The following is a 20054-nucleotide window of genomic DNA, read 5'->3' on the forward strand; positions in this document are numbered from 1 at the left end:
AATAAATTTAAAGTAGCCAAATGATTTTTAAGTATCCTCTCTGGATACTTGATACTCGCTACTTGATACTATAAATAACATGAGTAAGAACTTAAAAATTGGTTTATTTGGTTTCGGAGTTGTAGGACAAGGTTTGTTGGATATTATTCAAAGCCAGAACTTAAACTTGGAGATTATTAAAATTGCGATTAAAGATCCAAGAAAAAAACGTAGCCTAAATAAAGATTTATTTACCACTAACCGTGATGAGATTTTAGACAATTCTGAAATTAATACTGTTGTTGAGTTGATTAATGATGCAGATGCAGCTTATGAAATTGTAACTAGAGCACTTAAAAGCGGTAAAAATGTAGTTTCGGCAAACAAAAAGATGATTGCTACGCATTTGAAAGAGTTGGTAGATTTACAAAAAGAGTACGGTACATCACTTTTATATGAGGGTGCGGTTTGTGGAAGTATTCCGATTATCCGCAATTTAGAAGAGTACTATGATAATGAATTATTCCATGCATTAAGTGGTATTTTTAATGGTTCATCAAATTATATTCTATCGAAAATTTTCAATGAGAATCAAAGTTATGGCTCAGCTTTAAAAGAGGCTCAAGATTTAGGTTTTGCAGAAACTGATCCGATTTTGGATGTAGGAGGCTATGATCCTAAATATAAACTCGCAATTGCTACAGCTCACGCTTACGGTTTGTTTATCAACCCAGATAATATTTTGAATATTGGGATCCAGAATCTTTCACAGTATGATATCAATTATGCGAAAGAAAAAAACTTCAAAATTAAATTGGTTCCTACGGCGAGAAAGGTAAATACAAAACAAATTGTTACCTACGTTTTGCCGAAGCTTGTAGCCAAAGATGATTTCTTGTACAATGTTGAAAATGAGTACAATGCTGTAACCGTTCAAGCAGCATTTGCAGATAAACAATTCTTCTTTGGTAAAGGCGCTGGAGGTCATCCAACTGGTGCAGCAGTTTTATCGGATATTGCTGCTTTGCGATATGATTACCGTTACGAGTATAAAAAATACCATCAGGAAAACGGTGTAACGCACACAGAAAATATTTTATTGGAAATTTATTTGCGTTTTGCCGATGAAGATTTAATTACGCTATTAGAATTTGATAACATCAGCGAACGCTATTCGGCTAGTAGTTATAAATATGTTATCGGAACGGTTAAGTTAGAAAACCTAATTAAAAATCGCGATTTGCTTTTGGATGAGGCTGTATTTATTGCCTACACCGGAAGACAGATTTATAAAGAAGAAAAAATTTCTACCAGTAATTTTGCCGAAGCAGAAGCTGTTTTATAATTTTTTTAAGGTTAATTTTTTTTATTTGTTTTGTTGTTAAGCATAAAGGTCGGAGCGAGTCCGACCTTTTGTGTTATTTAAAACTATCTAATATTCTTTGCCTATCCTCGTTTTCCTTATCGTTTTTATGATAAAGCTCAATGAATACGATCTTTTTATCATTAGGAAAATATGCATAAATTAATCTCAAGCCCGAGTTTACTCCTCTTCCTTTTAAGCTATCACAAGTAATCTTTTTAACTTTAATTACACAAGTCAGTATTCCTAGATTGTCAATTCTAAAACTAAAAGGATTTCGGTCATCAGGTTTAATCCTCAAAATAATTTTTACATCTTCAAGATCGGAATTAAGACTTCGATATTTTTTTAAAAGCTTTTTTAAATCTCTTTCAAATTCGCTAAGTGCTTCAAACAGCATAACTAATCGTTTTCATCCTCATCGTAAACCCGAACAGAATAAGGAAGCTCTCGATAAAAAGCCAAATTGTAACTAATATTTTTACCTTCTTCTGTAACTTCCCAAGGCAAATCTTTATGAGAATAATCACTTATTGCTGTTGCAGACCAATCACTCATTTGCTGGATAACCTTATCAATGACATCCTTTTCACTTGCTTTTAATTCGATCAGATTAGCCTTTTCTAATGGTAAATATCGTTTTTGAGGAAAGCCTTTATATTCGGTTTTTATTCTTTGAATTTGATTTTCGCCAATCATTTGATTCAAAATTGAATCTAGCTTTTGCGGAACAGGACCATAGGGAAGTTTTTTATACGCCGCTCCTGTTAAATGTTCCTCATATAACTCGTAATAATTAAAATCAGAAAAATAAAGCAATTTGTATAAGACTGTTTCGCCAACATTTGGCTTGCCGGCACAACGCTCCAAAATGTAAAGTAAAATGTTTTTAAACTTATTTACATTTAGCGTTGGAACAGAGATACGCTCTGTAATTTGATCGGGATTTAAATTTGAGGGAACTTCTAAATTTTGAGTAGCATCAAAATCTTTAGACATAAAATCATCTAAAGAAAATCCAAATAAAGCTGATAATTTTTGAAGTTCAGTTAAACTCAAACTCCTATTCCCTAATTCTAATTGTGTTAAAGATGGCCGTGAAATGCCGATATTTTTAGCTAATTCGTCTTGAGAAAGCCCTCTTTTTGAGCGCAAGCCGATAATACGTTCTCCTATTTGTTTTTTTGAAATTTCAAAATCCATAAACAAAAATACAAATAGTTTTAATATAAAACAACACTATGTTCGATAATAAAACATTTATTTATCCCCTACCAGCCATATCCATTAGCTTATGAGCTAAATCTTTGCCCAAATATCCATCGATAATTCTATGTACGATATAAAGAATTGGTGTCATTAAAATGGCAACAATAAATTTATAAGTGTAGCCTACCAAACCTATTGCGAATACCTGTTGCCAACTGTAATGATATTGCGGGTTTATGTAGAATGCGATAAAAATTACTACAAAACTATCCACAAACTGAGAAACCAATGTGGAGCCAGTTGCACGAAGCCATAAAGCTCGCTCTCCAGTAATTTTCTTGATTCTATGAAAAATAACTACATCAACCATTTGGCCAATAATAAAGGCGGTAATTGAACCTACAATAATCCACATTCCTTGACCAAAAATGCCTGCGAAGGCATTATTCATATTTAAATCTTCGCCATTTATGTTTTGATGAACCCAGAAATCTGCTGCACTTAAATGCATAGATCCCCAAACGACAAGAAAGGCAAATGCGATAAGAATGGATGTTAAAATGGATAAGAACCTAACTTGCTTAACGCCAAAATATTCGTTAATTATATCTGTCATGATGAAGATGATTGGCCAAGTCAACACGCCTGCAGACATTACAAATGAAAGATGCGGAACGCCAAATAAATTAATATCGAGCTTATTAAACCCGAGCGTTTCCTCTACACTAAATAATTTAACTCCAATAAACTCTGATAATATTGCATTTGCCACAAAAAAACTACCCAAAATGAGTAATAAACGGCTTTCTTTCGTTTTAAAAGTCATAGACCATAAATCTAAAAATAAAATACTTCAGATTTACAGACGAAAACATGAATTTTTATAATTTTCAAATTATTTACAATGATGTTACTCCTTTTTACAATCATTCGACCTTAAAAATAGTTTAAGAACTTAAATCTCCCAATCTTTGCGACTTCAAAAAATCGGAAATCCTTATGGCTAAGAAACAGCACTTCTATCTCATTTTAATTTTGGGCTCCTTAGCCGCGTTAGGTCCATTTTCGATTGATATGTATTTGCCGGGCTTTATTGATATTGCCAAAGATTTACACACAACAGAATCTGCCGTATCTCTTTCATTATCAAGCTTTTTTATTGGAATCTCTGTTGGGCAACTTTTATATGGACCACTGCTAGATAAATACGGCAGAAAGAAACCTCTTTATTTTGGTTTAGCGCTTTACATTGTTGCATCGATTGGCTGTTTGGCGGTTACAGATGTTAATCAATTAATTTTTCTCCGCTTTGTACAAGCAATAGGAAGCTGTGCCACAGCAGTAGCATCTGTTGCAATGGTTAGAGATTTATTTACGGTAGAAGAAAGTCCGAAAGTTTTCGCATCTCTAATGCTTGTAATTGCAGTTTCGCCAATGCTTGCACCAACAGCTGGAGGTTATCTAATCTCTGCTTTGGGCTGGAAATACGTTTTCGTGTTTTTAGGTTTTATGGCTGTTTTGATGTTATTAGCCACCATTTTTAAATTGCCCGAAAGCTACAAACCAGATCCCAGTTACTCTTTAAAACCAAAACCTATTTTAACTAATTTTCTCCTCGTTTTAAAAGAACCTCAATTTTATACTTATGCTTTAATTGGCTCGATAACCTTTTCTGGTTTATTTGCTTATGTATCTTCATCTCCAACTGTTTTTATGAAAATTTATGAAGTAAGTAAAACAGGCTATGGATGGATTTTCGCTTTATTGTCTGTTGCTTTTATTGGCTCTAGTCAAGTAAATAGCCTAATATTGAGATGGTTTAGCAGCAAGAAAATTGTAACCTGGGCTTTAGTTGCTCAATGCATTTTCAGCTTAATATTTTTGCTCTTCGCTTTAAACGATTGGTTAAACCTATACTCAACGATTGGTTTTATAGCGCTATTTCTTTGCTGTTTAGGCTTAATAAATCCAAATGCAGCTGCGCTATCTTTAGCGCCATTTAGCAAGAACGCTGGGAGCGCATCTGCATTAATGGGCGCTTTGCAAATGGGATTAGGTGCTTTAGCATCGGTAATGGTAAGTTTATTTAGCGAACATTCTGTTGTGCCGATGCCATTAGTTATGACAATTGCAGCATTTATAGCCTTATTTTGTTTGCTAATTGGAGGAAGATTTATCAAAACCGAAATAGAAGCTTCTGCCGATTCTGCGGTTATTGCACATTAATTTAGTTTTACCACAAAGGCACGAACTACACAAAGAAGATTACTCCAACTTTGTGTAGTTCGTGCCTTTGTGGTAATCTTTTTTTATAGATGCCGCCTCAACAAATTCTTTAAGGAACAAATATCTTATAAATTAGGTAGCAAGCTACTGTTCCCACTGCTGCAATTATAAATCCACTTAATCTCTTTTTCTTGATGAAACAGATTAAAATGATCCCTGAGATAGACACCAAAGTCATTAATACAGCAGAGATATCAATAATCCAAGACCAAGCCTTACCGGAGTCCCGTCCTTTATGCAAATCATTTATAACTGCAAAAACACCTAATCTGGTTACTGTCAATTCATACTTTCCTGTCTCACGATCAACAAAAGAATCTGCGATATAACCCGGACCGTTAAAAGTCATGCTACATTCGCGATCGTCTATTCTAAAATCGCTCAACGCTCCCTTAACCTGATGTTTGTTTCTAAAGTATTCTACCAATTGCAACTTGTTAATTTTAGTTGTATCTGGTTGGTTTACCCATTTAATATTCACATTTCCAGAGTCTTTAGTTACTACTTCTTTACCAGATGTAAACCAATCTGCATGATTTAAAGTTAAACCAGACACAGCGAAAAACAATAATATGGTAAAGCTTACCATTGATAAATAAATGTGCAACCAACGGGATAAACCAGCTAAACGCTTTTTACCCTTGCCTTTTCCACTTTCCTTTTTTACTGCCTTTTTCCCTAAACCAGAAGGCGCAGCAATTACATTACTTTTTTGGGGTTGCAATTTTTCTGTAGTCAAGAGATGCTGAAGCTAATTCTGTATTAGGAGTTAATTCTACTTTTTTTGCCGAACCGGTAAATTTCATTGTTTGAGAAAGAATTTGATAAGTTCCATGTTCTCTGGCAACCTCAATGTAAACGGTGTACGTACCAGCTTTAACTAAGTTTCCGCTGTCGTCTTTACCATCCCAAGCTAGGCTATATTTTCCAGGACCGCGAGTTGCAGAACTTGTAGAGCTTAATTTACCTTCAGCACCTTTTTTAAATTCATCACCGTTTGTACGTGTCCAAGATTTTAAATCTGGTAACCAACGCGGTTTGTTATACCAAAGAGCAAGGTTACGAACGGGTGATTTTGCAGCATCTTCTACCCAAATAGCAACAAATGGGCGACGAACTCTCATTCCTTCAATTTGTGCAATTTCTAAATTTACTACCAATTCGTATTTAGGATTCCAAAGTTTATCTGCTTTGGTATTGGTGGTTGATAGAGCAACTGGCTTTTCTACTTTTATTTCATATTTAGACCAACCTTTACTTTTAATTTCATCACCATTTTTGGCAACCAACATATATTCTACATCATTTCTTGTAGAAGCCAATTGTTGAATTTCTTTAACAGATAATATATTAAATGAAGTTGCTAATGCACCAGCTTCGCTAGCGTTTGGTGCAATTACAGTTGCACTAATAATTTCAGAAACTGGATTTCCGTTACGTGGATCAACAATATGAGAATACCATTTTCCATTTACGCTAAAACCTCTGCGGTAATTTCCGCTTGTAGCAACAGCCATATTTGAAACTTTAACCGTAGTTAAGGCTATATCATTTTCGGCATCTGCCATAGGGTTTGCAATTTCTATACTTTCTGATTGCGATCCTTTTACAACCATATCACCACCAATATTTACGACAACGTTTTCTATTCCTGTTGTGTGGATTGCCTTATCTGCAGCTTTATTAATGATGTAACTTTTAGCGAAAGAATTCAAAGCTAAGGGAGCATCATCCAAACGTGTAACAGTTTGGGATTTTTCATCCAAAACATAATGCTTTTGCTTTACCGTATTTACCGCAGTTTGTAATTCAGATCCAGATGGCAAACGATTTTCTATTGATGCCTTCTTCCAAACTTTAGAAATCACTTCTGCTGATGCATCTAAAGCGCCATTAGTTAAAGTTTTATAATTTTCAAAAGCTTGTAAAACTTCAAATAAATCAGAAGAAATTTTTGTAGTTTGATTACCATTTTTCATCCACTTACTAAACTCGCTATCTGTTTTATAAGCACTTAAAACGTTATCTAATCGATCAATTTCCATTAAAGCATTATTTTCGGCTTGATCAGCATCAGCTTGATTTGAAGCTTTAAATTTTAACTCTAAAGATGTTCCCAATACATTTTCGTAGTTGGATACAAAAGTTCGTGATGCTTTCTTGGGCGTTACAAAGGCAGTTGCCGTAACAACAAGTAAGCCAATGGTAAGTATGTGCTTAAATTTCATAAAATGAGAAAAGTTTATATTATTTTGCAAATAAAAGGCTTTATTTGGATTAATTATAGATAACGATTAAATATATTTGAAATGATACAAAAATAACCTGTTCTGCATTTTGATTCTTTAACAATGGCTAATTTTTTTGCCACTTAAACCCGACCGATTGAAAAACCCGCAAGCTCGATTTTTCTTCGAGCGAGGATTTGTAAAAAGGGCGGGAATGTAATTAACCTATTATTTACTGCTATTGCTTTCCAAAAAATAAATTAAGTATTTAAACTTAGAATCAAGCATTAAGGGATATGCTTTAATCTTTCAAGCTTTTTTTCCTATTTTCGCTTATAGATGTTGAATATACAATCGAAACTTCCCGGCGTTAGCACAACCATTTTCTCGGTAATGTCTAAACTCGCCACAGAATACAATGCAATTAACCTTTCGCAAGGTTTTCCCGATTATGCATGCGATCCGAAACTAATTGAGTTGGTTAATAAGGCAATGAAAGATGGCTTTAACCAGTACGCACCAATGCCTGGTTCTAATTTATTAAAAGAGAATATAGCCGAAAAAGTAGAAAAACTTTATCAGGTAAAATATAATCCAGATACTGAAATAACAGTTACCGCTGGCGGTACACAGGCTATTTTTACGGCTTTGGCCACAATTATTAATCATGGAGATGAAGTAATTATTTTTGAACCTGCTTATGATAGTTATGCCCCAACAATTAAACTGTTGGGTGGTATTGTGAAAACTTACGAACTGGCTCCACCCGATTACGGCATTGATTGGGAGATGGTTAAAAAGTTATTTACAGCCAATACAAGGATGATTATTTTAAACTCTCCTCAAAATCCTACCGGAAGTATTTTATCTACTGATGATATGCAGGCTTTGATTAAGCTGATAAATGGAACGGATATTTTGATTTTAAGCGATGAAGTTTATGAGCATTTAATTTACGATGGACAGAAGCATGAAAGCGTTATGCTTTACCCAGAATTACGCGAGCGAAGTTTTATTGTAGCTTCTTTTGGGAAGCTTCTGCATGCCACCGGCTGGAAGTTGGGTTATTGCTTGGCACCAGAAAAATTAACTGCTGAATTTAGGAAAGTACACCAATTTAATGTTTTTAGCGTTAATAGTGCAATGCAACAAGCAATAGCGACGTACATTAAAGAGCCAGACAATTATACAGGAATAGGCAATTTCTTTCAACAGAAACGAGACTACTTTAGAACACTTTTAGCGGATAGCCGGTTTAAATTATTACCTTGTAACGGCTCGTATTTTCAGTGCGCTAGTTATAGTAAAATCAGTGATGAAAGCGATAAAAATTTCAGTATTAGGTTATTAAAAGAATTTGGAGTAGCCACCATCCCAGTTTCGGCATTCTACCAAAAAGGTACCGATCACAAAATCATCAGGTTCTGTTTTGCTAAAGAAAATTCGACACTTGCTTTGGCTGCAGAAAAATTAAGAAATGTTTAACATCCCAAACAAAAACATATGGAAGCACCTGTTTATACTCAAATAGAAAACCTGAAAGTTACCGTTTTTCAGGCTTATCTTTTTTGGGAAAACATTGAAAAGAACCTTTTAAATTTAGCCCTGCGCCTTTCTATGGGTGTTAGAGAGAAAACGGATTTAATTGTATTACCAGAAATGTTTAACAGTGGTTTTAGTATGAACGCTGAAGCTTTGGCCGAAGAAATGGGTGGAAAAACCATGCAGTGGATGCAAAAAATGGCCTACCAATATAATTGCATCGTTACCGGAAGTTTAGTTATAAAGGAAAACAATCAATATTTTAACCGTTTAATTTGGATGGAGCCCAATGGTGAACATCAACATTATGACAAGCACCATTTATTTGGTTTAGGTGATGAAGATAAAAACTTTACTGCTGGTCATGATAAGTTGATTGTACAGCTTAAAGGCTGGAAAATACGTTTGGCCATTTGTTATGATTTGCGTTTTCCAGTTTGGCTAAGAAACCAAAATGAAGAGTACGATATTTTATTACTTATTGCCAGTTGGCCAGATAAACGTTCGCTTCATTGGAAAGCACTTATTACGGCTAGAGCCATTGAAAATCAAAGCTATGTAATTGGCGTTAATCGCGTTGGTCATGATGGCAATCAGGTTTATCATAGCGGTCATTCTATGTGTATAGATCCTTACGGAAGTACAGTTTATTATAAACCAGAAGATGAAGATTTGTACACTTTTAGTATAAACTACGAAGAACTGGTAAAAATAAGAAGGCAATTCCCTTTCCTTCGAGATGCTGACCAGTTTACGATTAGTTAGCAATTTAAAATATTCAGTTTACCAAAATAATCGATTAAAGCAATTCGTCTAAAAATGTTTAACCGTCGTAAATTTATTAAAGCCTCTGCCCTTTCGGCTGGCTTATTGGCTTTGGATAAAACCAGCATGGCTGATGTTTTACCTACAAACCCTAAAACAGCAAAAAACTTTCCGATTGTAATTTCTACATGGGATTTCGGCATAGCGGCAAATGCCGATGCTTGGAAAGTACTTTCAAAAGGCGGACGGGCGTTAGATGCCGTTGAGCAAGGCGTTTGGGTGCCCGAAGCAGATGAAAAAAATCAATCGGTAGGTTACGGTGGTTTACCAGATCGAGATGGCCACGTTACACTTGATGCCTGTATAATGGATGAATTTGGGAACTGTGGTGCTGTTTTAGCACTTGAGCATATTAAACACCCTATTTCTGTAGCACGTAAGGTGATGGAAAAGACCCCACACGTAATGCTTGCTGGAGATGGAGCCTTACGATTTGCTCTGGAACAGGGATTTAAAAAAGAAAACCTCCTTACCCCTGCCAGCGAAAAAGCTTGGAAAGAGTGGCTTAAAACTGCGAAGTATGCTCCAGTAATGAATGTTGAAAATAAACTTTACGAAAAGGCAGCACCTCAAAAACTTCCTGGCAACCAATACAATCACGATACCATCGGGATGTTGGCTATAGATGATAAAGGAAATATTTCTGGCGCTTGCACTACAAGCGGAATGGCTTATAAATTGCATGGAAGAATTGGCGATAGTCCCATTATTGGTGCAGGTTTATATATTGATAATGAAATTGGTGGTGCAACATCAACTGGTGTTGGAGAAGAAGTAGTAAGAAATGTAGGTTCTTTTTTAGTAGTGGAGCTTATGCGCCAAGGTTTTACGCCTGAGGCTGCTTGTAAAGAAGCGGTAATGCGAATTATAAAGAAGAAACCAGAAACAGCAAAAAATATTCAAGTGGGTTTTCTCGCCATCAATAAAAATGGAGAATATGGCGCTTATGCCATTCAACAAGGCTTTAGTTATGCCGTTTGCAACGCCGAAAAACAAGACCTTTTAATTAAAGGAAAGAGTTACTATTAATTAGACAAAGAATCATCCCAAATCAAATTTTCTAAAATTAATTAAAAAAAGAATGGGATTACTATCTAAAATTTTTGGGAAAAAAAATGTTGAAGAACGTCAGGGTGAGCCAGATATGGTTTATGTACCCAACGAAGACGAGCGCATGAATTGGGCGATTGAAAAGGCTAAACTCACACTATGGTACTTTGAAGAAAACCTTGCAAATCCACAAGAACATCAAGTTTACTTCTCTGTTAAAGTTCACATAATAGATGGTGAAAACAGCGAACACATTTGGCTAACTGAGCCACATTTTGATGAAGAGGGGAATTTATATGGTACAATTGGAAATGAACCAGTAAATGTATCTACGGTGAAGCTAAATCAAAAAATCGGAATTGACAGAAATTTAATTTCTGATTGGATGACAATTGAAAATGGGCGATTAATTGGTGGTTACACAATTCGAGCAATTAGATATGGGGTTCCAGAAAAGGAAAAACCAGCATTTGATAATAGCATCGGTTTGTATATTGATGAAGGTGTAGATCATTTTAAGGCAGATTTAACCACGCCTGAAGGTGCCATTTTATCCATAGAAACAGCTTACAGCAATAAAAATCTTGATGCAGCAATTGATTGTAAAGATTTTTACGAGGAGGCGAAAGTAATGCTTGCAAGCATGAAAATGGATTTTGATGAAGAAATAATCAACAATACAGCCGAAGTTTTAAAGCTTTCTTTCATTAATAATATAGAGGAACATGGCTTCCCTGATTTTTCTGGAACTCAGTCTGCCTTTCCTGAAAGAGAAAAGATTCATGACAATCATTATGTAATAACTGAAGTTTGTTGGTTTCCCGATGGCGGTAAATCTGTTCAAAAACTCAATACTTTCAAATCAGCAAATGGATGGAAAGTTTTAGGACCAGTTTAAACTTTGCCTTTGATTGGAAAACGAAGTGATGGTAGAAATAAATGTTTTATGAATCTTGAAATGACTGATAGAAATTCAAAGTACTCTTTAGGAAGTTTGGGCTTAGAAGTCTGTGCGAATGGTTATGAATCTGCTTTGGCTGCTCAAGAAGGTGGCGCTAAACGCGTAGAATTGTGTGATAATTTAGCTGAGGGTGGAACAACACCGAGCCATGCACAAATTGCATTGGCCAAGAGAAATCTATCTATTCAAGTATGGCCAATTATACGTCCTAGAGGTGGAGATTTTTTATATTCTGAGTTAGAATTTGATCTTATTAAAGAAGACATAAAAATCTGTAAATCATTAAATTGTGATGGCATAGTTATCGGATTACTTAAAGCTGATGGAAGTATTGACAAAGAGCGATGTGCTGAGTTAATTGAGCTCGCTAAACCAATGCCTGTATCATTTCATCGGGCTTTCGACATGAGTAATAATTTAGAAAAATCTTTAGAAGATTTAATTGAATTGGGAATTGCTCGTGTTTTATCTTCTGGTGGTTCTTCATCTGCGATTCAAGGAGCTGATACTTTAGCAAAGTTAATTTTACAAGCCAAAGGAAGGATTACTGTAATGCCTGGTTCCGGTATAAACGAAAATAATTTACAGGATTTGATTGATAAAACAGGCGCAACTGAGTTTCATGCTTCAGCAAAAGAATTTGTAACAAGCAGAATGGAATTCAGAAATATTCATACAAAAATGGGTAATATTGAAGACGAATATCAATATGAGCTAACTTCAACAGAAAAAGTTAATAGCCTGGTTAAAATAATTAATCACAATAGATAAGCTCAATCCATGTCTCTTGGTTTACAGGACTTCCACAAGATTTCGATTTTCATTCCCGCTAGTGATATTTTTATAAGCTAGAAGCAAATCTTCTGCAGTTCTGATTTTTTTTATAAAAACCACAATCTTTTAATATTCAGATAATTAAGTATATTTAATAAACCAACTTAACTAAATTAATTATTATGAAAAAATTCTCATCTCTAATGTTAATTGCTTTGCTTTTTGCTGCTTGCCAAAGTAAAGAATCCAGCGGTACTGATACTGCAAAAGCGGATACCACTAAATATCCCTATACGCTTAAAAAGGTAAGTAATTGGGAAATGAACTCAGATACCAAGAACTTAATGGCGGCTACAACACTAATTAAAACCTTCGAAAACCTAGACACGACAAATATGAGCAAGGTTTTAGCCGATAGTGTTTGGTTTATGCTTGATGGTTATAAATTTAAAGGAACTAAGCCTCAGTTTTTGAAAGAGATTCAAATGGAATTTGGCAAAATGAAAAGCTTTAAAATTCAAATGGAAGATATGGAATCAGTAATTAGTAAAGATAAAAGTGAAGAATGGGTTAGTCTTTGGTATCATCAAATATCCACCACAAAAGATGGAAAAAGTGATACCGTTAGTTTATTTAACGATATCAAATTAAAAAACGGAAAAGTAGAAGGATTATCTGAGTACGTTCAACATCCTATGAAAAAATAGAATTATCAATTTATTTAGGAAACGAGGAAATTATTTCCTCGTTTTTTTTGCTTTGATTTTTTACTACTCTATATTTATAGAAATTTTAACACTCACATCATGGAAATTCCTACTCATAGCTTTTGTAATGCTTGCTATAAAGCATACGCACCTAATGATTCTTTTTGTAACAGCTGTGGATATCCACTTCAAGGTACTCCACAACAACAAGATTTTTTCATTTCGGAAAGAACTGTAAAAGAAATCGATTTATCATCAATGAATGAAGCTGTTAGAAAAGCAGGAAACTCCCTCTTTTGGATTGCTGGCCTAACTGCATTGTCGTTTCTTTTTATTTTAGCCACTGTGGCCGAAGAAGATAGGTCTTCAATTTTAATCGCAAACACATTTTTGGTGGTCGCTTTTTTAGCACTTGGTTTTTTAAGTAGGTCAAAACCAACAGCTGCCTTAATTTCAGGTTTATCTCTCTATTTAATTATCCATATTTTAAATGCGATTGATAATCCCTTAACGATATTCTCTGGGATAATTTTTAAAGTAATTATTATAGGTTATTTAATAAAGGGCATTAAAGCAGTTCTAGATGCCGATAAGTTGAAGAAAGAGCTTAATATAGACTAAGTGGATCAGGAAAATCTTTCATTTAAACTTTGTCAAAGCTGTCAACAGGAAATTCCATTAAGCAATAAATTTTGTACCAATTGTGGTCAATCACAAGTGATAATAGATGGGCAGTTCCACGAAAAAAAATGGCTGAATCTGCAACAAGTCGGCTTATTTTTTTTGGTTGAAATTTTATGCTGTGCCTCAGTTTTTCTCGTAAAAGAACACACACTATCTTTCCTATATTTTATTGATGGAGTTATGGCAATTTCTGCCGTTATTTTCTTTGGCTACAGCTGGGCAGAGAATAAGGTTATTCTTAAATGGCCAAGTTTCTCTCTACAAAAGCTAGCAGGACTTATAATTGCTACAATTCTAGCCTCGATAGTCGTTACATTCCTCGTTGATCACTTAAATAGAGATATTTTAAACAAAGAGCTTTCTTATTATTCAATTTTTGAGTTTCACAAATATGGAACTTATTTAATGTTTGCTTCAATGGCTTTATACCCTGCAATTTTCGAAGAGCTTGCTTATAGAGGTTATTTAATGCAGAAATTATTGACCGTTGTAGATGAAAAAGAAGCAATTTATATCTCCTCCATATTATTTTTTATTATTCACTTTAGCTTTTTGTCCATTTTCTGGCTCCTTCCATTTGCGCTATTTTTAGGATATCTCAGAATCAAAACCAAAACAATTTGGTATGGCGTATTTGTGCATTTCTTTTTTAACCTAACCGCTTGTTTTTTGGATCTTTTCCCTTTAGAAGATCTTTATAAAATGATTTTCTAATTTTTTTTATCGCCACTTCCTGGAACATAACCAAGTCCTGGAGTTAACCAGTGTAATAGAATTACTCTCGAGTAGCGATAATTAATTGGCGATAAAAGTAGAACTCCAGCCAAGATTAAGCCAACATAATACCAAAGGTTTTCGTAAATTAAGGGCAAGCCTAAAATGTAGGACGCGACCCCAATTGTAATAATTTCTGCAACATTCATGGCGTAACTTACAAACATGGCAACATAGAAAAATCCTGGTTCACGCTCAAATTTAAGGTTGCAGTAAGGGCAGTTTATGTTTGTCTTCTGCAATCGGAAAGCATAAGCACTGCCAGTAAAAATATCGCCTTTTCGGCAACGGGGACATTTACATTGTAAAACAGCTTGAAATTTAGATAGCTCTGCCATAATTTTTTATTTGATGGTGCAAATGTAAATATTAGTAACATGCTAAAACATGACTTACATCATATCATCAAACCTTTTTCTTCCTGAAATAGTTTGAATCAGATTTTGACAATCTTGCCTCGTTTTAATTCAATCAATTTCTTATCAGCAAGCAACTTTACACCTCTAATTACAGTTTCAACACGCAAACCTGTCATATCCGCTAATTCCTGTCGCGTTACCGCTAAGGTAGAGCCAGCCTCGATATCATTAAAAAGATAGTGGATTATCGTAAGCAATCGATGTTCGGCCTTCTCATTAGCCAATTCTTCCAACATCATCGATTTATAAAAAAGTCTATTGCTCAAAACCTTAATCAGATCCATACTAAAATTCGGATCTTCTTTCAGTAGTTTTAAAAAGTCCGCTTTTGCAACAGGAATAATCTGAGAATCTTTGTTTGCAATGGTATAAGCCAAATAAGGTCGATTAACTAAAACTGCGGGTTCTCCAAAATATTCACCAGTTTTAAAAACGCCTTGAATAAATTCTTTGCCCTCATCGCTAACCGTAACCATCCTTATTTCGCCACTTTTAATAAAGTAAACAAATCTCGGTTTTCCGGCAGGTTCATAAATTATCGAATCTTTTGGATATTCTTTAACTGCAAATCCACGATCAATTAATTGTTGAATATCCATGTTTAATGGTAGCTTAACCTAAAGTTTCTTTCATCAAACGTGAATAAAATTCTTTAAGCGTTAAGCCCATGGCTGCAACTTGCTGTGGAATAAAACTGGTAGCCGTTTGACCAGGAATTGTATTAATCTCGATAAAAAAGAATTTGCCAGTTTCGTGCTCCAAGAAATAATCAATGCGGACTACTCCCCTACAATTTAACTTTTTATAAACATCAGTAACCACTTGATGAACCCTTACCAGTTCCTCATCATTCATGCGGCCAGGTGTAATTTCTTCAGTTGCTCCAGGTGTATATTTTGCTTCGAAATCAAAAAATTCATTCGCAGGAATCACTTCGGTTGTTGGGAGAACGGTAACTTTTCCTTCGGCGCCAAAAACACCAATGGAAAATTCTCTTCCGCTCACAAATTCTTCAATCAAGATCTGATCATCTTCTTTAAAAGCCTTTTCCATACCAATTTCTAAATCATCAGCATGTTTAACTTTGCTCATTCCGATACTACTTCCACCGCTATTTGGCTTTACAAAATAAGGCAATCGTAAATCTTGCTTAATTTTATTTAAACTATGATTCCCACCTTTAAAAATCTGAACCGATTTTGCTGTATATAAATTATCAATTCCCTCTACAATCGCTTTTGTATATCCTTTATTCATCGTAATGGACGATGTTAATGCATTACAAGTGGTGTATGGAATATTGAGCATGTCAAAATAGCCTTGTAATTTCCCATCTTCTCCCGGCGAACCATGAATCACAATAAAAACACCATCAAATTTAATTTTGCGACCTTCAATCATCAAAGAAAAATCGTTTTTATCAATTTCTATTTTAACAGAATCGGCAGGCTCGTAAAACCATCCTTTATCATTAAGCATAATTTTGTAAACGTCGTATAAATCGGCATCAATATTTTGAGCGATTGTTGCCGCACTTTTTACTGAAACAACCCATTCGCCTGTGGTACCGCCTGTTAACAATGCAATAGTTTTCTTCATGTGGAGAATCCTTTATTAAATAGAATTTGATTATAAATATATCCCCAAAAATATAAATATCTTTGTGCAATCCTTAATTTTGATGGCTTGATTATTGAATTAAAAAACAAGTAATAGAGATTATTATTTTAAATAATAATGAACAGTGTTTTTTAAGCCCTTAATCATTCCCTATTCAATAATTAAATTAATTACATTTGAGTTTGTACGCATAACACCAGAATTAAGATTCATGTCTAAATTTATAGATTATTTAAAAACCCGATCATTTAGAAACAACGTTTTCGCCGCTATTATTACCGTAGTTGTGCTTTTATTAATTGCCTTTTTTAGTTTGAGATATTACACCAAACATGGCGAAGGATTAAACGTACCAATGGTTAAAGGCTTAACATTTGAGCAAGCTGTTATTAAATTGGAAGAAGCTGGATTAAAATACGAAGTAGATTCGGTTTACATTATGGATCAACCCCCAGGTATTGTAATTGATCAAGATCCTGATCCAAATACTTTCGTTAAAGACAATAGAACAATCTATTTAACCATTAATGCGGGTAAAACTCCGAATACTAAATTCCCCGATATCGAGTTTAAATCTTTAAGAGAAGCACAGGCCATTATAGAGAGCTCGCGATTAAAACTTGGAGATACCACTTATAAGCCTGATGTGAGTAGAGATGTTGTGTTGCAGGCATCATTTGGTGGTCAGCCAATTAAAGCTGGGCAAATTATCCCTGTCGGTTCTAGAATTGATTTAATATTAGGCGATGGTCGCGGAAGTGAAGAAGTAGATATTCCGCAATTGGTAGGTTTAACCATGGATGAAGCCAAATTTAGTTTAAAAGGCTCGAATTTAGTTTTGGGAACAATAATTTACGAAGGCCCAATAACCGACAGTGCGAATGCTATAATTACCAAGCAAGACCCAATGCTGGTCGATTCCTTAACAAAAGTTTCCATAGGAACGCACATTAACATTACCCTATCTAACAAACAACAACCATAATACGTAGAATACAAAAATGACTGAAGTAGAAAAAAAGAGCATGAGTGCTGGTAAAAAAGTAACCCTTACCATTGCTGTTGTAGTTATATTGATTGCTGGCTATTTTGCCCTAAACCTATATAAGGTTTATTTTGCCCCTAATGTTACCGAAAATCAAAAATATTTATACATTAAAACAGGAAGTAATTTTGATACTTTAATTGATGGTTTAAAGAAAAAGGACATTGTTAGAAGTGTATCTTCTTTTACCACAGCAGCAGAAAAAATGAATCTTGTTGCTAACGTAAAACCTGGTCGTTATCGCTTAAAGAAAGGAATGACAAATCGAACTTTAATCAACATGATTAAGGCTGGGAATCAAGAACCTGTAAAACTGAAATTTCAGAACATCCGTAAAAAAGAAAATTTTGCTGCTTACTTAGCGAGTAATTTGGAAGCCGATTCTTTGAGCTTCATTAATGTTTTGGATTCTACTGCGTTGATTAGCAAATATGGTTTTAATCAAGATAATGTTTATGCCATGTTTATTCCGAATACTTATGAAATGTATTGGAATGTTTCTCCTGTTGATTTCTTTGAACGCATGCATAAAGAATATGATAAATTCTGGAATGCAGAGCGCAAACAAAAAGCGGCAGCTTTAAATTTAACTCCAGCTCAGGTTTACACATTGGCTTCTATTGTTGATGCTGAAGCGCTTTACGATAAAGAAATGCCAATTATTGCCGGCTTATATTTAAACAGATTAAACCGAGGAACTTTGTTGCAGGCTGATCCAACAGTAATTTTCGCCAATAATGATTTTACGGTTAAACGGGTAACAAACAAACTTTTGCAAGTTCAGTCGTTGTACAATACTTATAAATATGCTGGTTTGCCTCCTGGACCTATCATGATGCCGAGTATAAATGCTATTGATGCTGTATTAAACCGTGAAAAGAACGATTACATTTATATGTGCGCAAAGGAAGATTTTTCTGGATTCCACAATTTCGCAGCTACAAAAGAGCAACATGAAATTAATGCAAAAAAATATCGCGAAGCTTTAAACAAAAGAAACATTTTTAAATAATGTATAGCCACAGTACAAAAATTAGGGTTCGTTATGGTGAAACAGACCAAATGGGCTATATGTATTATGGAAATTATGCTCAGTACTATGAAGTTGGCCGTGTAGAAATGTTGCGAAGCCTAGGCATGAGTTACAGTTCTATGGAAGCCGATGGAATTATGATGCCTGTGTTAGAACTCAAATGCAAATACATTAAACCTGCCCTTTATGATCAGGAAATTACTGTTAAAACCATAATTAAGGAACTACCTGGAATTAGAATTTTTTTCGAATATGAGTTATATAATGAGAAAGAAGAATTAATAAACTTGGGCTCCACCACCCTTGTTTTTGTTGATATGAAAAAGAACAAACCTACAACTCCGCCTGAAAACTTTATGGAAAAGCTTTCGGTATTTTTTAATTAATAGCTACAAATGGAATGGTTACACAAGCAACTCCTAAAACTTAAAATCTATTCAAAATTTATTGAATGGACGAAGTTTTGCGTTTTGCCTGGTTTTAGTCCTCTTCCGCTTTACACTGTCGCTACTTTCTTTTTCAAGGAAATCGGTAAAGATTCTTTGGTAAACAAATCTTCATCATTAGCCTATAGCTTTATGCTGGCCATTTTCCCTGGCATTATCTTCTTATTCACTTTAATTCCATTTATCCCAATTAAAGGCTTCCAAGATCAGTTATTGAGTTTAATTGAACTTGTACTTCCTCATAACGCTTATGATGCCTTTGAAACCACTTTAAAGGATATTATCAAAAACCAAAATAGCCGTTTACTTTCCTTCGGATTTTTCTCTGCAATTTTCTTTGCTACGAATGGGGTTAAAAACTTGATGAAAGCATTTAATAAATCTTCCCTAATAATAGAAACCCGAGGCTGGTTAAAACAGCGTTTCATCGCTTTAATTTTAACAACTGTAATTTGTTTTTCTATTATAATTTGCATCAGCGCAATGGCATTAGGAGAAATCCTATTAACGTATATAAAAAACGAACTTCACATTAAAGATAGCCTTGTCGTTTACGCCATCCAATTTACAAGATGGGCGCTATTGGCTACTTTGTATTTTATCACCATTTCAATTTTGTATAGATATGGCCCATCGCATACCAAAAAATGGAGGCTTTTTAGTGCTGGTTCTTGGTTGGCTACAATTTTGGCATTTATTACCATCTGGGGATTTTCATTTTACATTAATCACTTCGCTTCATACAATAAAGTTTATGGATCAATTGGAACTTTAATCGTTATAATGATCTGGCTTTACTTAAACTCTCTAATTCTTTTAATCGGATTTGAGCTTAATGCAAGCGTTGATGTGAGTAAAAGGAGTGTTAAAATCATCCGTCCAACCTTCAATTTGTTCAAAAAAACGGCTCCAATTGAGGAAAATATTAGGAAAAAATAACTTTTTCTATCTCTGTGTTAAGCAATTATCAACTTTTCTAAAAAAAATCGTCAACACAGTTTGCAGATTTGAATCGGATTTGTACTTTTGTCGCGGAGAGTTGGCAGAGTGGTCGATTGCGGCAGTCTTGAAAACTGTTGACTTGTTAAAGGGTCCGCGGGTTCGAATCC

Annotated in this window: 22 protein-coding genes; 14 read left to right on the top strand and 8 right to left on the bottom strand. The window is 34.6% G+C overall.

All coding sequences use genetic code 11. The features are described from left to right. Positions 1 to 79 precede the first annotated feature (79 nt). Positions 80 to 1324 (top strand): homoserine dehydrogenase, encoded by a 1245-nt coding sequence (locus tag H7U22_RS02735; RefSeq protein ID WP_187069809.1) that lies wholly within the window; start codon positions 80 to 82, stop codon positions 1322 to 1324. A 73-nt stretch (positions 1325 to 1397) separates the two neighbouring features. Here the strand turns inward: H7U22_RS02735 and H7U22_RS02740 are convergent, their stop codons facing one another. From H7U22_RS02740 to H7U22_RS02750, 3 genes are all read right to left on the bottom strand, one after another. Next, entirely contained in the window at positions 1398 to 1742 is a 345-nt protein-coding gene (locus H7U22_RS02740; RefSeq protein ID WP_187069810.1) for a hypothetical protein, read from the bottom strand. A gap of 2 nt (positions 1743 to 1744) precedes the next feature. Further along, on the bottom strand, positions 1745 to 2545 hold the full coding sequence (locus H7U22_RS02745) for a type II toxin-antitoxin system antitoxin SocA domain-containing protein (RefSeq protein ID WP_187069811.1): 801 nt from the start codon (positions 2543 to 2545) through the stop codon (positions 1745 to 1747). A gap of 61 nt (positions 2546 to 2606) precedes the next feature. Continuing rightward, positions 2607 to 3377, bottom strand: a complete 771-nt coding sequence (locus tag H7U22_RS02750) for a queuosine precursor transporter (RefSeq protein ID WP_187069812.1) — start codon at positions 3375 to 3377, stop codon at positions 2607 to 2609. 173 nt (positions 3378 to 3550) lie between these two features. On the opposite strand from H7U22_RS02750, the gene H7U22_RS02755 reads away from it, so the two are divergent. Then, a complete protein-coding gene (locus H7U22_RS02755) occupies positions 3551 to 4777 on the top strand; it encodes a multidrug effflux MFS transporter (RefSeq protein WP_187069813.1) in 1227 nt (408 codons plus the stop codon). Between the two features lie 109 nt (positions 4778 to 4886). On the opposite strand, the gene H7U22_RS02760 is transcribed toward H7U22_RS02755, so the two are convergent. Together H7U22_RS02760 and H7U22_RS02765 are read right to left on the bottom strand one after the other, a co-directional pair. After that, positions 4887 to 5561 (bottom strand): PepSY-associated TM helix domain-containing protein, encoded by a 675-nt coding sequence (locus tag H7U22_RS02760; RefSeq protein WP_222621784.1) that lies wholly within the window; start codon positions 5559 to 5561, stop codon positions 4887 to 4889. Further along, positions 5542 to 7065, bottom strand: a complete 1524-nt coding sequence (locus H7U22_RS02765) for a DUF2271 domain-containing protein (RefSeq protein WP_187069814.1) — start codon at positions 7063 to 7065, stop codon at positions 5542 to 5544. Before H7U22_RS02765 ends, H7U22_RS02760 begins: the two co-directional genes overlap by 20 nt. A gap of 339 nt (positions 7066 to 7404) precedes the next feature. Between H7U22_RS02765 and H7U22_RS02770 the strand changes: the two genes are divergently transcribed. From H7U22_RS02770 to H7U22_RS02805, 8 genes are all read left to right on the top strand, one after another. Beyond that, positions 7405 to 8550, top strand: coding sequence for a methionine aminotransferase (locus tag H7U22_RS02770; protein ID WP_187069815.1), 1146 nt, complete (start codon positions 7405 to 7407; stop codon positions 8548 to 8550). A gap of 18 nt (positions 8551 to 8568) precedes the next feature. After that, on the top strand, positions 8569 to 9372 hold the full coding sequence (locus tag H7U22_RS02775) for a nitrilase family protein (protein ID WP_187069816.1): 804 nt from the start codon (positions 8569 to 8571) through the stop codon (positions 9370 to 9372). Between the two features lie 54 nt (positions 9373 to 9426). Then, positions 9427 to 10461 (top strand): N(4)-(beta-N-acetylglucosaminyl)-L-asparaginase, encoded by a 1035-nt coding sequence (locus H7U22_RS02780; RefSeq protein WP_187069817.1) that lies wholly within the window; start codon positions 9427 to 9429, stop codon positions 10459 to 10461. A 52-nt stretch (positions 10462 to 10513) separates the two neighbouring features. Next, entirely contained in the window at positions 10514 to 11380 is an 867-nt protein-coding gene (locus tag H7U22_RS02785) for a YegJ family protein (RefSeq protein WP_187069818.1), read from the top strand. 9 nt (positions 11381 to 11389) lie between these two features. Continuing rightward, positions 11390 to 12214 (top strand): copper homeostasis protein CutC, encoded by an 825-nt coding sequence (locus H7U22_RS02790; RefSeq protein ID WP_248284664.1) that lies wholly within the window; start codon positions 11390 to 11392, stop codon positions 12212 to 12214. Between the two features lie 185 nt (positions 12215 to 12399). Further along, entirely contained in the window at positions 12400 to 12924 is a 525-nt protein-coding gene (locus H7U22_RS02795) for a hypothetical protein (protein ID WP_187069819.1), read from the top strand. Between the two features lie 99 nt (positions 12925 to 13023). Then, on the top strand, positions 13024 to 13545 hold the full coding sequence (locus H7U22_RS02800) for a zinc ribbon domain-containing protein (RefSeq protein WP_187069820.1): 522 nt from the start codon (positions 13024 to 13026) through the stop codon (positions 13543 to 13545). Positions 13546 to 13788: 243 nt separating this feature from the next. Next, a complete protein-coding gene (locus H7U22_RS02805) occupies positions 13789 to 14322 on the top strand; it encodes a CPBP family intramembrane glutamic endopeptidase (protein ID WP_187069821.1) in 534 nt (177 codons plus the stop codon). Here the strand turns inward: H7U22_RS02805 and H7U22_RS02810 are convergent. From H7U22_RS02810 to H7U22_RS02820, 3 genes are all read right to left on the bottom strand, one after another. Beyond that, a complete protein-coding gene (locus tag H7U22_RS02810; RefSeq protein WP_187069822.1) occupies positions 14319 to 14720 on the bottom strand; it encodes a DUF983 domain-containing protein in 402 nt (133 codons plus the stop codon). The genes H7U22_RS02805 and H7U22_RS02810 overlap by 4 nt on opposite strands. Before the next feature lie 98 nt (positions 14721 to 14818). Beyond that, positions 14819 to 15400 (bottom strand): Crp/Fnr family transcriptional regulator, encoded by a 582-nt coding sequence (locus H7U22_RS02815; RefSeq protein WP_187069823.1) that lies wholly within the window; start codon positions 15398 to 15400, stop codon positions 14819 to 14821. Positions 15401 to 15413: 13 nt separating this feature from the next. Then, the gene (locus H7U22_RS02820) at positions 15414 to 16400 is read right to left on the bottom strand and encodes a D-alanine--D-alanine ligase (protein ID WP_187069824.1); all 987 of its coding nucleotides are present in this window, start codon (positions 16398 to 16400) and stop codon (positions 15414 to 15416) included. Positions 16401 to 16632: 232 nt separating this feature from the next. On the opposite strand from H7U22_RS02820, the gene H7U22_RS02825 reads away from it, so the two are divergent. The 4 genes from H7U22_RS02825 to H7U22_RS02840 are packed head-to-tail and all read left to right on the top strand — an operon-like array spanning position 16633 to position 19884. After that, the gene (locus tag H7U22_RS02825; protein WP_187069825.1) at positions 16633 to 17406 is read left to right on the top strand and encodes a PASTA domain-containing protein; all 774 of its coding nucleotides are present in this window, start codon (positions 16633 to 16635) and stop codon (positions 17404 to 17406) included. 16 nt (positions 17407 to 17422) lie between these two features. Next, positions 17423 to 18478 carry an endolytic transglycosylase MltG gene (mltG, locus tag H7U22_RS02830; protein WP_187069826.1) on the top strand — a complete coding sequence of 352 codons (1056 nt, stop codon included), beginning with the start codon at positions 17423 to 17425 and terminating at the stop codon, positions 18476 to 18478. Beyond that, entirely contained in the window at positions 18478 to 18885 is a 408-nt protein-coding gene (locus tag H7U22_RS02835; protein ID WP_187069827.1) for an acyl-CoA thioesterase, read from the top strand. Before mltG ends, H7U22_RS02835 begins: the two co-directional genes overlap by 1 nt. Before the next feature lie 9 nt (positions 18886 to 18894). After that, complete coding sequence (locus H7U22_RS02840; RefSeq protein ID WP_187069828.1) at positions 18895 to 19884, top strand: YihY/virulence factor BrkB family protein; 990 nt, start codon at positions 18895 to 18897, stop codon at positions 19882 to 19884. The last annotated feature ends 170 nt before the right edge of the window (positions 19885 to 20054 follow it).

It is taken from the genome of Pedobacter fastidiosus (assembly GCF_014306625.1).
Taxonomy (GTDB): domain Bacteria; phylum Bacteroidota; class Bacteroidia; order Sphingobacteriales; family Sphingobacteriaceae; genus Pedobacter; species Pedobacter fastidiosus.

Bases quoted from the DNA above. Each gene is read 5' to 3' on its own strand.
- H7U22_RS02785 (WP_187069818.1), top strand. From the start codon at position 10,514: ATGGGATTACTATCTAAAATTTTTGGGAAAAAAAATGTTGAAGAACGT.
- H7U22_RS02745 (WP_187069811.1), bottom strand. From the start codon at position 2,545: ATGGATTTTGAAATTTCAAAAAAACAAATAGGAGAACGTATTATCGGC.
- H7U22_RS02835 (WP_187069827.1), top strand. From the start codon at position 18,478: ATGTATAGCCACAGTACAAAAATTAGGGTTCGTTATGGTGAAACAGAC.
- H7U22_RS02775 (WP_187069816.1), top strand. From the start codon at position 8,569: ATGGAAGCACCTGTTTATACTCAAATAGAAAACCTGAAAGTTACCGTT.
- H7U22_RS02780 (WP_187069817.1), top strand. From the start codon at position 9,427: ATGTTTAACCGTCGTAAATTTATTAAAGCCTCTGCCCTTTCGGCTGGC.
- H7U22_RS02840 (WP_187069828.1), top strand. From the start codon at position 18,895: ATGGAATGGTTACACAAGCAACTCCTAAAACTTAAAATCTATTCAAAA.
- H7U22_RS02765 (WP_187069814.1), bottom strand. From the start codon at position 7,065: ATGAAATTTAAGCACATACTTACCATTGGCTTACTTGTTGTTACGGCA.
- H7U22_RS02820 (WP_187069824.1), bottom strand. From the start codon at position 16,400: ATGAAGAAAACTATTGCATTGTTAACAGGCGGTACCACAGGCGAATGG.
- H7U22_RS02805 (WP_187069821.1), top strand. From the start codon at position 13,789: ATGGCAATTTCTGCCGTTATTTTCTTTGGCTACAGCTGGGCAGAGAAT.
- H7U22_RS02800 (WP_187069820.1), top strand. From the start codon at position 13,024: ATGGAAATTCCTACTCATAGCTTTTGTAATGCTTGCTATAAAGCATAC.
- H7U22_RS02825 (WP_187069825.1), top strand. From the start codon at position 16,633: ATGTCTAAATTTATAGATTATTTAAAAACCCGATCATTTAGAAACAAC.
- H7U22_RS02815 (WP_187069823.1), bottom strand. From the start codon at position 15,400: ATGGATATTCAACAATTAATTGATCGTGGATTTGCAGTTAAAGAATAT.
- H7U22_RS02770 (WP_187069815.1), top strand. From the start codon at position 7,405: ATGTTGAATATACAATCGAAACTTCCCGGCGTTAGCACAACCATTTTC.
- H7U22_RS02740 (WP_187069810.1), bottom strand. From the start codon at position 1,742: ATGCTGTTTGAAGCACTTAGCGAATTTGAAAGAGATTTAAAAAAGCTT.
- H7U22_RS02755 (WP_187069813.1), top strand. From the start codon at position 3,551: ATGGCTAAGAAACAGCACTTCTATCTCATTTTAATTTTGGGCTCCTTA.
- H7U22_RS02750 (WP_187069812.1), bottom strand. From the start codon at position 3,377: ATGACTTTTAAAACGAAAGAAAGCCGTTTATTACTCATTTTGGGTAGT.
- H7U22_RS02810 (WP_187069822.1), bottom strand. From the start codon at position 14,720: ATGGCAGAGCTATCTAAATTTCAAGCTGTTTTACAATGTAAATGTCCC.
- H7U22_RS02735 (WP_187069809.1), top strand. From the start codon at position 80: ATGAGTAAGAACTTAAAAATTGGTTTATTTGGTTTCGGAGTTGTAGGA.
- H7U22_RS02795 (WP_187069819.1), top strand. From the start codon at position 12,400: ATGAAAAAATTCTCATCTCTAATGTTAATTGCTTTGCTTTTTGCTGCT.
- mltG (WP_187069826.1), top strand. From the start codon at position 17,423: ATGACTGAAGTAGAAAAAAAGAGCATGAGTGCTGGTAAAAAAGTAACC.